General features: G+C 64.1%; 12 protein-coding genes. 8 read left to right on the forward strand and 4 right to left on the reverse strand.

All coding sequences use genetic code 11. The annotated features are described in order from the left end of the window. Positions 1-112: 112 nt before the first annotated feature. On the reverse strand, positions 113-1,252 hold the full coding sequence (locus FH061_RS16555; RefSeq protein WP_225984706.1) for a glycosyltransferase family 4 protein: 1,140 nt from the start codon (positions 1,250-1,252) through the stop codon (positions 113-115). Positions 1,253-1,538: 286 nt separating this feature from the next. On the opposite strand from FH061_RS16555, the gene FH061_RS16560 reads away from it, so the two are divergent. Continuing rightward, positions 1,539-2,276: an intradiol ring-cleavage dioxygenase gene (locus FH061_RS16560; RefSeq protein ID WP_151636947.1), complete on the forward strand. Its 738-nt coding sequence runs from the start codon at positions 1,539-1,541 to the stop codon at positions 2,274-2,276. A 34-nt stretch (positions 2,277-2,310) separates the two neighbouring features. On the opposite strand, the gene FH061_RS30520 is transcribed toward FH061_RS16560, so the two are convergent. Further along, entirely contained in the window at positions 2,311-2,481 is a 171-nt protein-coding gene (locus tag FH061_RS30520) for a hypothetical protein (protein ID WP_192805106.1), read from the reverse strand. Between the two features lies 1 nt (position 2,482). On the opposite strand from FH061_RS30520, the gene FH061_RS16565 reads away from it, so the two are divergent. Next, positions 2,483-2,758: an HU family DNA-binding protein gene (locus tag FH061_RS16565; RefSeq protein WP_151637074.1), complete on the forward strand. Its 276-nt coding sequence runs from the start codon at positions 2,483-2,485 to the stop codon at positions 2,756-2,758. A gap of 188 nt (positions 2,759-2,946) precedes the next feature. Here the strand turns inward: FH061_RS16565 and FH061_RS16570 are convergent, their stop codons facing one another. Then, a complete protein-coding gene (locus tag FH061_RS16570; protein ID WP_151636948.1) occupies positions 2,947-5,538 on the reverse strand; it encodes an ATP-binding protein in 2,592 nt (863 codons plus the stop codon). Positions 5,539-5,677: 139 nt separating this feature from the next. Then, a complete protein-coding gene (locus FH061_RS16575; RefSeq protein ID WP_151636949.1) occupies positions 5,678-6,523 on the reverse strand; it encodes an IclR family transcriptional regulator domain-containing protein in 846 nt (281 codons plus the stop codon). Between the two features lie 210 nt (positions 6,524-6,733). Between FH061_RS16575 and FH061_RS16580 the strand changes: the two genes are divergently transcribed. From FH061_RS16580 to pcaC, 6 genes are all read left to right on the forward strand, one after another. Further along, positions 6,734-7,405, forward strand: a complete 672-nt coding sequence (locus FH061_RS16580) for a 3-oxoacid CoA-transferase subunit A (protein WP_151636950.1) — start codon at positions 6,734-6,736, stop codon at positions 7,403-7,405. Continuing rightward, the gene (locus FH061_RS16585; RefSeq protein ID WP_151636951.1) at positions 7,402-8,046 is read left to right on the forward strand and encodes a CoA transferase subunit B; all 645 of its coding nucleotides are present in this window, start codon (positions 7,402-7,404) and stop codon (positions 8,044-8,046) included. The genes FH061_RS16580 and FH061_RS16585 overlap by 4 nt, the downstream gene beginning before the upstream one ends. Positions 8,047-8,071: 25 nt before the next feature. Beyond that, positions 8,072-9,274 carry a 3-oxoadipyl-CoA thiolase gene (gene pcaF / locus FH061_RS16590; RefSeq protein WP_151636952.1) on the forward strand — a complete coding sequence of 401 codons (1,203 nt, stop codon included), beginning with the start codon at positions 8,072-8,074 and terminating at the stop codon, positions 9,272-9,274. A 58-nt stretch (positions 9,275-9,332) separates the two neighbouring features. Then, the gene (locus FH061_RS16595; protein WP_151636953.1) at positions 9,333-10,706 is read left to right on the forward strand and encodes a 3-carboxy-cis,cis-muconate cycloisomerase; all 1,374 of its coding nucleotides are present in this window, start codon (positions 9,333-9,335) and stop codon (positions 10,704-10,706) included. A gap of 64 nt (positions 10,707-10,770) precedes the next feature. Next, positions 10,771-11,568, forward strand: coding sequence for a 3-oxoadipate enol-lactonase (gene pcaD, locus FH061_RS16600; RefSeq protein WP_151636954.1), 798 nt, complete (start codon positions 10,771-10,773; stop codon positions 11,566-11,568). A 1-nt stretch (position 11,569) separates the two neighbouring features. After that, positions 11,570-11,968, forward strand: coding sequence for a 4-carboxymuconolactone decarboxylase (gene pcaC, locus FH061_RS16605; RefSeq protein WP_151636955.1), 399 nt, complete (start codon positions 11,570-11,572; stop codon positions 11,966-11,968). Positions 11,969-12,041 lie beyond the last annotated feature (73 nt).

Genomic DNA, 12,041 nt, shown 5'->3' on the forward strand with positions numbered 1-12,041 from the left:
TGGTAACCGTCACGGCGGCATGCGGGCCGCCGCCATGTGGTGATGGACTGCGATGTACGCCCGCTTGCCGGTCTTTGCCCCGGCTCATCTGCCACAGCTTGTCTACCGCGGCTTATTTGCCGCGGTAACCGCCATGCACGCGCGCCGTCCCGGGATGGCGCTGCGCGATCGCATGAAGGCTGGCATCCACCACGCCCTTTGCTGCATTGGCATAAGTGTATTCGCTTGCCATCGCCATGCTGTTGCGGGACAGCCTCTCCCAGTCGTCGGTCTGCGTCAGCAGGCGTGCCGCATTGGCGCTCCAGGATTCAACATCGAGCGCCTCGACATGGCCATTGTGACCGTTAAGCACGAGTTCGCCGGCCACGCCCGCCTCCGGCGTCACCAGTACCGGCAGGCCTGCGGCACAGGCTTCATTGGCAACCACGCCCCACGGGTCCCAGGTCGTCGGAAAGAGAAAAATCCTCGCGGCCTGGTAGATGCGCGGCAGCTCGTCATGGGACATGAAGCCATGGAAGCTGGCGTCCACCATGGCGGCGTGATGCGCCGCCAGCTCCCGGAGTTCGCCTTCCTGCGGCCCCGCGCCCACGAACATGATGCTCGTCCTGCGGCCGAGCTTGCGCGCCGTGGCAAGCGCCACGTCAAACGCGAAGAGCGGATTCTTGACGGCCTCGATGCGCCCGCAGAACAGGAAATCCACGTCGCGCCTTGTCTGTGCCGACGGGGCGAACAGTTCATTGTTCACGCACAGGCAGGAACGGAAGCAGGCATCATCAGCGACGCCGTAACCGTGATGCAGCCGCGTGCCGCCCTTGCTGGCCGCAATGAATGCGGAGGAGCGCGCATAGACCATGCGGCGCACCGCCTTGTGCCAGCGTCCCAGTCCTTTTTCGGAACGGTCGGTACCGTCGGTCATCGCGATATGCGGAATGCCGCGCGCCACCGCAAAGGCAAACGCATACAAATGCGTCGGATTGAAGCCGCCGGTGATGATCACGCTGGGCGCGAACTTGTGCAACGCCGCGATCACGCCCGGATTGTTATGAATGTAGCGGCCCTTGATGGTGATGATGCGTTCCTTGAGGAATTCATGGCCAAAATGGAGCGTTGGCGTTTCCCAGTGGCGGTTCGGTTCGCGCCGGGTGCAGAAGAGTGCCTGAAGGCTCACCCCCGGCATTCTGTCGAGCGCTTCGAAGAATGGGATACGATAGGGCGGCAGTTCATTTGAAACCAGAGAGATACGCAGCATCATGGAGTGTTTGTTGTTGGTGCGCCGTCGTCGGCCATCAGCGGGCGAAATGAAATATCCGTGCACTCTGTGATCGAAGTTTAATCATTGCGTTCATTGCCGATGTGCGTGATTCGAAGGAATTCGCGCTATGGATGCGGTGCGTCAAATCCGCTTCCGGCATGCCGGCCATGCTGCATGACGCAGGCTCACGCCCGTCATCACGTCTGTCATCACGTCTGTTCATGTGACTGGTGAAGGCGCTGGTCCGAAGGGCGCGACATGCCTTGTTGATGGAAGGAGTTCAAAGATGTCCAACGGAAAAAGCTACGTGCATGCCGGGCGCCGGCGTGCCATCGTCCGCCTGAACGCGCTCGGCATCGGGGCCGTGCTGGGTACGGGTTTCGGTCCGGGCAAGGCTGCCGCGCAGTCGCCCGGCGCGCCGGCATGTCGCCTCATCCCCACCGCGACCGCCGGTCCGTTTCCGCTGCTCGCCTTTCTCTCGACCGGAGCAGCCTTGCGCAGGGATATTCGCGAATCCCGGCCCGGCGTGCCGCTGACCTTGAACATCCAGCTCCAGAACATGGATGCCGGTTGCGCGCCGGTCCGCAATGCCGTCGTCTACGTCTGGCATTGCGACAGGGATGGCGGCTATTCCGGATATAACGCCGGCCAGAACGGCGACCATCGCGGCGCCACCTTCCTGCGCGGGATGCAGATCAGCGACGAGCAGGGGCGGGTCAGTTTTTCCACCATCTTCCCCGGCTGGTACCCCGGCCGCATCACGCATGTTCACTTCCAGGTTTATCTGCGCGACGTCAAAGGCGGCCGTGCGGCGGTGACCAGCCAGCTGGCCTTTCCCGAAGAGGTCGTGCGCAGCGTCTATGCGACGGCGGCCTATCCCCGCGGGCAGAATACGACGGTGCGCAATATTGCGGAAGATGGCTTGTTCAGCGAGGACGGGCGCTATCAGACGGCCGCGGTGACCGGCAGCGTGGCTGCGGGGCTGGTGGCATCGCTCAATGTGGGCATCGGCACGGGCGGATAAATCAGTATCCTGTCATGTGCCTGTCACGCCGGCGTCATTCTGCGGTAAGGAAATCATGCTTGTAAAAAACGGCGGCGCGGCGCAATGCCGCGAGAAAGCCCACGCGGCCCCCGATTAATTTGCTTCCAAGCGTAAATTTCGGCGCAAACCCGCAGCCAGACGCCATTTCTTTTGTTAGAATCAGGGCCTTTTCTGAAAGGGACATGATGAACAAAACTGAACTGGTAGACGCTATTGCAGCGGAGTGCGACCTGTCGAAAACAGCCGCTCAGCGCGCTCTGGACTCGGTCATCAACAATATCGTGAAAGCTGTGGCTGAAGGCAAGACCGTGCAACTGGTCGGCTTCGGCAGCTTCGGCAGCGGCACCCGCGCCGAGCGCACCGGACGCAATCCGCGTACCGGCGAGGAAATCAAGATCGCTTCCGCGAAGACAGTCAAATTCTCCGCAGGCAAAGCATTCAAGGACGCCGTCAACGGCTGATGCAGCACCGGATTCGGCGGCGAAGAGGCAGCGCTTCTTCGCCGCCTTTCTTTTTTCCGCTACCGGAGCGGATCAGATGGGTGTGCCGCCGTCTCGGCCTGCCTTGGGCCAGCGAGGTTTTGACACCCGCCACGCGCCTGCGAGCCTGCTTCCCGGCTTCCGGCTCCCGATCATCATCCGCTCCAGCTTCACGCTCCTTCCTGCGGCTGTCCAGCGGCTTCCCGCCGCCGTTGCCGTCCAGCGAAAGCGGCGAGCAGCGCCATGACCTTGCTGATGTCCGCAGGCTTGACCAGATGATGGTCGAAGCCGGCTTCCCGTGATTTCTCGTGGTCTTTCGCCTGGCCATAGCCGGTGAGAGCCACCAGCAATGCCCCTGCCGATGCCGGCTGCGCGCGCAGCCGGCGCGCAAGTTCGTAGCCGTCCATGTCCGGCAGGCCGATATCGAGCAGGAAGACCTGCGGCATGTTTTGCTGCGTTGCAGTGAGCACATCGCCGGCCGCATGGCCTACCGTTACCTGATAGCCTGCGGCTTCCAGCAGCAATGACAGGCTTTCCGCCGCATCGACGTTATCGTCCACCACCATCACGCGCAAGCCCTCCTGCCGTGCAGCGGAAAGCCGCGCCGGTTCCTGCCGGTCTTGATGAGAAGCCGGCGCCTTTGCCGCCTCGCGCTCGGGGCGCGGCAAGCGAATGATGAACTCGCTGCCTTTGCCAGAACCGTCACTGCGTGCGGAAACGCTGCCGCCGTGCAGGTCGACGAGACTGCGTACCAGGGCCAGGCCCAGCCCCAGACCGCCCTGGGAACGGTCGGGCGAGCGCTCCGCCTGAGTGAACAGGTCGAAGATGTGGGGAATCAGTTTCGGCTCGATGCCCACGCCATTGTCGCGCACCGAGATTGCGTAAGCGGCATCCGCCTCGGCGCGCAATGCGATGACGCCGCCTTCGGGGGTGTATTTCGCAGCGTTGTTGAGCAGGTTGGCAAGCACCTGCACCAGGCGCGTATGGTCGCCAACGACGGGCAGCGGATGGTCCGGAAGCTCCAGCCTGAGCCTGTGGCGGCGGGCGTCGATCAAGCCGCGCACCTGCTCGACCGCGCTGGCGACGATGTCATGCAGATCCGCCATGGCATTGTCGAGCTTCACCAGGCCGCGCGTGACCCGCGACACGTCCAGCAGATCGTCCACCAGTTCCGTCATATGATCCACCTGGCGCGCAATGATGTCGCTGGCCTGCCTGACCTTGGGTTGGTCGGTGCTGATGATTTTCAGTATCTGCGCCGCATTGCTGATCGGCGCCAGCGGATTGCGCAGTTCATGCGCCAGCATGGCAAGGAACTCATCCTTGCGCCGGTCGGCGGCGCGCAACGCTTCATCGGCCAGCTTGCGCTCGGTGACGTCGTAGCCTTCGACGAAGATGCCGGACACGGCGCCCCCGGCATCCCTGACCGGCTGATAGATGAAATCGACGTAGCGCTCGACAGCGGCGGCGCCCGGTGCGAGTGCGAGCGTGACCGGCGCCTGCTGCGCGAAGAAGGGTTCGCCGGTGGCATAGACGCGGTCCAGCTGGTCGAAGAAGGGTTGGGTTTCGAGGTCGGGCAAGGCTTCGCGCACCGGCTTGCCGATGAGCTGCTCGCGGCCGACGAAGCGCAGGAAGGCGGCGTTGGCCAGTTCGAAGACATGCCGGGGGCCGCGCAGCACGGCCATGAAGCCGGGCGCCTGTTCGAACAGGGCGCGCAGGCGGTCGCTTTCGGCAGCCAGCTGCGCGCTGAGCGCTTCCTCGGCACGGCGCCGCCGCTCTTCCGCGCGGGCGCGTTCGATGGTGGCCCAGGTGCGCTCCGCCACCTGCTCCGCGAGCGTCTCGTCTTCCCTGGTCCAGCGGCGCACCGCCGGCTCATGCAGATAAAGAATGGCCTTCATGCGGCCTGCCTTGATCAGCGGGATCACCAGCAGCGACACCACGCCGATGCTGGCATAGCCTTGCGAATACGGCGCCGAACGCGGATCGCTTGCCATGTCGTCCAGGCGCAATATGCGTCCGGCTTTCAGTTCGGCGATGATGTCCGGGCCAAAGCTGTCGAGCGGACGGGTCACGCCCGCCAGGCTCGACACGCTGCCGTCGGTCCAGTCCCGCGCCACCGACACGGTTTGTCCGGCGGCGTCGATTTCGCCGTAACCAACGCGTGCCACGCCGAGATGGCTGCCCAGCGCCGCCGCCGCGGTTTCAATGATCTGCAGCGGATTGTCCATGCCGCGCAACTGGTCGGCAAGATGCAATTCGAAGGCCTGGCGGCGCTCCGCCAGGATCCGGCCGGTGGTTTCGGTGCAGGCGCAGAACATGCCGGCCACCCGTCCGTTTTCGTCGCGTGCCGGCGAATAGGAAAAGGTGAACCAGGTTTGTTCATCGTGTCCCTTGCGATGGACGAGCAGCGGCAGGTTTTCATGGAAACTGGCTTCGCCGGCCAGCGCACGCTCGATCAGCGGGCCGATGACAGGCCAGATCTCCTGCCAGACGTCATGGAAGCGCCTGCCGAGCGCTTGCGGATGCTTGGCGCCGAGAACCTCGCTGTAGGCATCGTTGTAGAGAAAGCCAAGTTCGGGACCCCACGCCACGAACATCGGAAACTGCGAATCCAGCATCAGCCCCGTTACCGTGCGCAATGCCGACGACCAGTCTTGCGGAGGGCCGAGCGGCGAACTGCTCCAGTCGTGTTCGCGCATGAGCGAGCGCATCATGCCTTTGCCTGCGAGAAAATCGAAATTGGGAAGAGACTGCTTGGTCATCTAGTGTCGGCGGGACGGTGTGAAGGCAGGGTGGTGGACATGATCATCGACAATCTTGAGATAGTTTGATTCCGTTATTGTCCGACAAATTTCCTTGGCTCACGGTTGCAGCGGTTCAATACCGCAAGGCTACATGAATTCAGGGCAGCAGCACCGACAATTCCTGCGCGCCCTTCAGCAGCACGGGAAGGAATTCCTCGTTCATCTTCCTTGCGCTCACGCGCGTGGCCTGCGCGCCGATGTTCAATGCCGCAATGACGTTGCCCGAAGCGCCGCGCACCGGAACGGCGATCGAGCGCAGGCCGATTTCCAGTTCTTCCTCCACCAGTGCAAATCCGGTGCCTTGCACCCTGGACAGGATCTCGCGCAGGCGGGCCTCGGAAACGATGGTCTTGTCGGTAAAGGCTTTCAGTTCGACCCGGGCGAAGTAGGAGGCCAGCTCCTCTTCGCTCAAATGGGCGAGCAGGACCCTGCCCAGCGAGGTGCAGTACGCGGGCAGGCGGCTGCCGGTATTGAGTGCCACCGACATGATGCGCGAGGTCGCCGAGCGGGATACATAGAGCACCTCCTGCTCATCGAGCACCGCGAGCGAACAGGATTCGTTGAGGGTGCGGCTGATGGCGTTGAGCGTGGGCTGCGCCGATACCGTCAGCGGCGTCGAGGACAGATAGGAATAGCCCAGGGTCAGAATCTTTGGCTTGAGGGAAAAGTTGTTGGCTTCGGAGTCGACGTAGCCCAATTGCTTCAGGGTAAACAGGCAGCGCCGCACCGCCGCGCGCGGAATGCCGGTGCGGTGGCTGATCTGCGCAATCGTCAGGCTGCGCCGCTGATCGCTGAATGCGCGGATCACCGCCAGGCCGCGCGCGAGCGAAGTCATGAAGCTGGGATCGGTCAGCGCATCGATTTCTTCCGCAATGGTCAGGGCTTTCTTGTCTTCAGCCAGGGCGGCTTGGGCGGCCTTGGATGTCTTGGTTTCGGTTTCCATCAGCGTTCCCTGATCTTGTCGTGCCGCATCGCGTCACGGGTTGTGTTCGGCCACCGAACACATTCGCAGCCAGTGCCTTGACGCTCCGGAAACGGGCTGGATAAACTGCCAATGTGTTCTATAAACAGACATTAGTTCGTTTATCGAACGAAGTCAATCGGGCAATGTTGCCGGCAATTCGCGAAGGCAACCGCTTTTCAGGACTCCAACGTGATCAATAAAATCTCCGAATCCCTGCAGGCCGCCGTCAGCGACATCCACGACGGGGCGACTGTCATGATCGGCGGCTTCGGCAATGCCGGCATGCCGTCGGCGCTGATCGACGCGCTGCTGGAACAGGGCGCGCGCGGCCTCACCATCGTCAACAACAATGCCGGCAACGGCGATACCGGCCTGGCGGCACTGCTCAAGGCAAAACGGGTGCGGAAGATCATCTGTTCCTTCCCGCGCCAGGTCGATTCCCATCATTTCGATGCGCTCTACCGCGCCGGTGAAATCGAACTGGAACTCACGCCGCAAGGCAATCTCGCCGAACGCATCCGCGCCGCCGGCGCCGGCATCGGCGGATTCTTTTCCCCGACCGGCTTCGGCACGCTGCTGGCCGAAGGCAAGGAAACCCGCGTCATCAATGGCCGCAACTATGTGTTCGAAACGCCGATCCATGCCGACTTCGCGCTGATCAAGGCATTGCGCGGCGACCGCTGGGGTAACCTGGTGTACCGCAAGACCGCCCGCAACTTCGGCCCGGTAATGGCCATGGCCGCCAAGTGCACGATTGCACAGGTGGTGGAAGTGGTCGAACTCGGCGAACTCGATCCGGAAGCGATCGTGACACCCGGCATTTTTGTTCAACGCGTAGTACTCGAAGGGAAACAGGCATGAAGCGAATGACGCGAGACCAGATGGCCGCGCGCGTGGCCAGGGACATCCCGGAAGGGGCGTATGTGAATCTCGGCATCGGCCTGCCCACCATGGTGGCCAACCACCTGCCGAAGGAACGCGAGATTTTCCTGCACAGCGAAAACGGCCTGCTCGGCATGGGCCCGGCGCCGGCCGCCGGCGAAGAAGATGAAGACCTGATCAATGCGGGCAAGCAGCCGGTGACGCTGCTGACCGGCGGCGCCTATTTTCATCACGCCGATTCGTTTGCGATGATGCGCGGCGGCCATCTCGATATCTGCGTGCTCGGGGCCTTCCAGGTGTCGGCTACCGGCGACCTTGCCAACTGGCATACCGGCGCTCCTGACGCGATTCCCGCGGTCGGCGGCGCGATGGACCTGGCGGTGGGCGCCAAGCAGGTATTCGTGATGATGGACCACCAGACCAAGACCGGCGAGAGCAAGATCGTTGCACAGTGCGGCTATCCGCTTACCGGGATCGGATGCGTCAACCGCATCTATACTGACCTTGCGGTCATCGATGTCACGCCGGAGGGACTGGCGGTGCGCGAGATGATCGCGGATATCAGCTTTGAAGAGTTGCAGCGCATCACCGGCGTGCCGCTGAAGCACCTGCCTTATTGAACATTCATCCATGACGGAGACACCCATGACTCAAGCCTTTATCTGTGACGCGATCCGCACTCCCATCGGACGCTATGCCGGCGCGCTCAAGGACGTGCGCGCCGATGACCTCGGCGCCGTGCCGCTGCGCGCGCTGATGGAGCGCAACAAGGACGTGGACTGGACCGCCGTCGATGATGTGATCTACGGCTGCGCCAACCAGGCCGGCGAGGACAACCGCAACGTCGCCCGCATGTCGCTGCTGCTGGCAGGCCTGCCGCAGGACGTGCCCGGCGCCACCATCAACCGCCTGTGCGGCTCCGGCATGGATGCGCTGGGCACCGCGGCGCGCTCCATCAAGGCCGGCGAGACGGGCCTCATGATCGCCGGCGGTGTGGAGTCGATGACGCGCGCGCCGTTCGTGATGGGCAAGGGCGACAGCGCTTTCTCGCGCAATGCCGCGATCTACGACACCACCATCGGCTGGCGCTTCGTCAACAAGCTGATGAAGGAAATGTACGGTGTCGACGCCATGCCCGAGACCGCGGAGAACGTCGCGGTCGACTACAAGATCAGCCGCGAAGATCAGGATGCGTTCGCCGTGGCCAGCCAGAACAAGGCGGCGGCCGCGCAGAAGAACGGCATCCTCGCGCAGGAAATCACGCCGGTGACCATCGCCCAGAAGAAAGGCGACGCCATCGTGGTCGAGCATGACGAGCATCCGCGCGCGACCAGCATGGAAGCGCTGGCCAAGCTCAAGGGCGTGGTGCGGCCCGACGGCAGCGTCACCGCCGGCAATGCGTCCGGCGTCAATGACGGCGCCTGCGCGCTGCTGCTGGCCAATGAAGACGCGGCCAGGCGCTTCGGCCTGACCCCGCGCGCCCGCATCGTCGGCATGGCCACTGCGGGCGTGCCGCCGCGCATCATGGGCATCGGCCCGGCACCGGCGTCGCAGAAGCTGCTCGGGCAGCTCGGCATGACGATCGACCAGATGGATGTGATCGAACTCAATGAAGCCTTTGCTTCGCAGGGCCTGGCGGTGCTGCGCCAGCTCGGCGTGGCGGACAACGATCCGCGCGTCAATCCCAACGGCGGCGCCATCGCGCTCGGCCACCCGCTCGGCATGAGCGGCGCGCGCCTGGTGACGACCGCGATGTACCAGCTGCATCGCACCGGCGGCCGCTATGCGCTGTGCACCATGTGCATCGGGGTGGGCCAGGGGATTGCGATGGTGATCGAGCGCGTATAAGTCCTTCCCGGAGTTCCGGGAGTATGCTGCGTTCATTGACAACACGCCATCGGCCATCATGACGTTCTCTCCACTCGCGAGTCTCACCGGCTCCATGTTTTCCACCGCTGAAATGCAGCAGGTGTTCAGCGCGCAGGCCTGCGTCCAGGGCATGCTGGATTTCGAGGCGGCGCTGGCGCGCGCCGAAGCCCATATCGGCGTGATACCCGCCTCGGCTGTCGAGCCGATCCGGCAGGCTTGCATCAGCGGCAGGCTCGATCTGCCGGCGCTGGCCGATGCGGCCGCCGCCGCCGGCAATCTTGCCATTCCGCTGGTCAAGCAGCTGACCGCGGCGGTGGCGAAAGAAGACAAGGAAGCAGCGAAATACGTGCACTGGGGCGCAACCAGCCAGGACGCGATCGATACCGGCATGGTGCTGCAGCTGCGCCGCGCGCTGGACCTGATCGACGCCGACCTGGTGGCGCTGGCGGCAGTGCTGGCGCAACTGGTCGAGCGCCACGCGGATACGGTAATGATAGGCCGCACCTGGATGCAGCATGCGCTGCCGGTCACCTTCGGCCTGAAGGCGGCCGGCTGGCTGGATGCGGTGCTGCGCCATCAGGAGCGCCTGCAGGCCTTGCGTCCCCGCGTGCTGGCGCTGCAGTTCGGCGGCGCCGCCGGAACGCTGGCCAGCCTCGGCGACAAGGGCCTGCAGGCGGCACAGGCGCTGGCCGATGAATTGCAGCTGCAGCTGCCGGATACGCCCTGGCATACCGGGCGCGACCGCATGGCGGAAGTCGCCGCGGCGCTCGGCATGCTGACCGGTACGCTCGGCAAGATCGCGCGCGATCTGTCGCTGCAGATGCAGACGGAAGCCGCCGAGCTCGGCGAACCGGCAGGACCGGGGAGGGGAGGTTCTTCCACCATGCCGCACAAGCGCAATCCGGTCGGCTGCGCCGCGGTGCTGGCCTGCGCCGCGCGGGTGCCGGCGCTGGTTGCCACCATGCTTTCGGGCATGGTGCAGGAACACGAGCGCGCGCTTGGCGGCTGGCAGGCCGAATGGGATACGCTGCCCGAGATCACGCAGCTCGCCGCAGGGGCGCTGCGGCAGATGCAGCAGGTCCTTGCCGGGTTGCATGTCGACGCCGCGCGCATGCGCGCCAACGTCGACACCACGCAGGGCCTGATCATGGCCGAAGCGGTGATGCTGGCGCTCGGCGCGAAAATGGGTCGCCTGCAGGCGCATCATCTGGTGGAGGATGCCTGCCGGCGCGCCGTGGCATCGGGCATGCATCTGCGCGAGGTGCTGGCGCAGGATGCCGCCGTAAGCGCCGAACTGGGCGCCGAACACATCGACAGGCTGCTCGATCCCGCGAATTACCTTGGCCAGGCCCGGGTCTTCGGCGAGCGGGTATTGCAAACATGGCGTGGCCGGCGCGACCGTAGCCATTGATCCGGCCCGACATGTTTTCGGGCCACATCCATAGACATTCAAGCAGTTAAGGAGACCAACACACATGCCGCATATCGATTGCAACGGAAACCGCCTCCATTACCAGGTGGAAGGCAAGGAAGGAGCGCCATGGCTGGTGCTGTCGAACTCTCTCGGCACCACGCTGGACATGTGGCGGCCGCAGATGGAAGAGCTGGCGAAACACTTCCGCGTGCTGCGCTATGACACCCGCGGACACGGCGGGTCGGGCGTGCCGGCCGGCCCCTACACCGTCGCCCAGCTCGGCGAAGACGTGGTCGCGCTGCTGGATGCGCTCAAGATCGAGCGCGCCCATTTCTGCGGGCTGTCGATGGGCGGCATGACCGGCATGTGGCTGGGCGTCCATGCGCCGCAGCGCATCGACCGCCTTGTCCTGTGCAATACCTCGGCCCTGATCGGCCCGGCGGAGGTGTGGAATGCACGCATCGCCAAGGTTGATGCCGAGGGCATGGCTTCCATCGTGCCGGCGGTGATCGACCGCTGGTTCACTTCCGCTTACCAGCAGCGCGCGCCGCAGGAAGTGGCCGTGGTGCGCGACATGCTGCTGTACACGCCTTCCGCCGGCTATACCGCCAATTGCGCGGCCGTGCGCGACATGGACCAGCGCGCCGACGTCGCCGGCATCCAGGCGCCGACGCTGGTGATCGCCGGCACCCACGACCTGGCCACGCCCGCCAGGGATGGCAAAGCCGTCGCCGACAGCATTGCCGGCGCACGCTACGTGGAACTGGATGCGGCGCATCTCTCCAACTGGGAACAGGCGGAAAGCTTCACCCGCACGCTGGTCGATTTTCTGCTGCAGGAAAAAGGAAAGGGAGCCTGACATGGATGATCGCGAACGCCACGCCAAGGGCATGGAAGTGCGCCGGGCGGTATTGGGCAGCGCCCATGTCGACCGCGCCCAGGCCAACATCAATGCATTGAACGGCGAATTCCAGGACCTGATCACCCGCTATGCCTGGGGCGAGATATGGACCCGCCCCGGTCTGCCGCGCCATACGCGCAGCCTGCTGACCATCATGGCCATGGTGGCGCTGAACCGCGAGGAAGAACTGAAGCTGCACCTGCGCGCCGCCGCCAACAACGGCGTCACGCGCGACGAGATCAAGGAAGTGCTGCTGCAGGCGGCGATCTACTGCGGCGTGCCGGCGGCCAATTCCGCATTCCATATGGCGCAGGAAGTGTTCCGGCAGATGGATGAGGCGAAAGTGGACGGGAGCTGAGTTTCAAGTAGACGGTTGGTAAGAAGTCAGCTAAGCATCTATAAGGTTTTGCGCCGGTAATGACATCGTTTCC

This window comes from Noviherbaspirillum aerium (assembly GCF_008929045.1).
In the GTDB taxonomy this organism is placed as follows: domain Bacteria; phylum Pseudomonadota; class Gammaproteobacteria; order Burkholderiales; family Burkholderiaceae_D; genus Noviherbaspirillum; species Noviherbaspirillum aerium.

Coding starts and splice junctions, on each gene's coding strand:
- FH061_RS16555 (WP_225984706.1), bottom strand. CDS start 1,252: ATGATGCTGCGTATCTCTCTGGTTTCAAATGAACTGCCGCCCTATCGT.
- FH061_RS16560 (WP_151636947.1), top strand. CDS start 1,539: ATGTCCAACGGAAAAAGCTACGTGCATGCCGGGCGCCGGCGTGCCATC.
- FH061_RS30520 (WP_192805106.1), bottom strand. CDS start 2,481: ATGTCCCTTTCAGAAAAGGCCCTGATTCTAACAAAAGAAATGGCGTCT.
- FH061_RS16565 (WP_151637074.1), top strand. CDS start 2,483: ATGAACAAAACTGAACTGGTAGACGCTATTGCAGCGGAGTGCGACCTG.
- FH061_RS16570 (WP_151636948.1), bottom strand. CDS start 5,538: ATGACCAAGCAGTCTCTTCCCAATTTCGATTTTCTCGCAGGCAAAGGC.
- FH061_RS16575 (WP_151636949.1), bottom strand. CDS start 6,523: ATGGAAACCGAAACCAAGACATCCAAGGCCGCCCAAGCCGCCCTGGCT.
- FH061_RS16585 (WP_151636951.1), top strand. CDS start 7,402: ATGAAGCGAATGACGCGAGACCAGATGGCCGCGCGCGTGGCCAGGGAC.
- pcaF (WP_151636952.1), top strand. CDS start 8,072: ATGACTCAAGCCTTTATCTGTGACGCGATCCGCACTCCCATCGGACGC.
- FH061_RS16595 (WP_151636953.1), top strand. CDS start 9,333: ATGACGTTCTCTCCACTCGCGAGTCTCACCGGCTCCATGTTTTCCACC.
- pcaD (WP_151636954.1), top strand. CDS start 10,771: ATGCCGCATATCGATTGCAACGGAAACCGCCTCCATTACCAGGTGGAA.
- pcaC (WP_151636955.1), top strand. CDS start 11,570: ATGGATGATCGCGAACGCCACGCCAAGGGCATGGAAGTGCGCCGGGCG.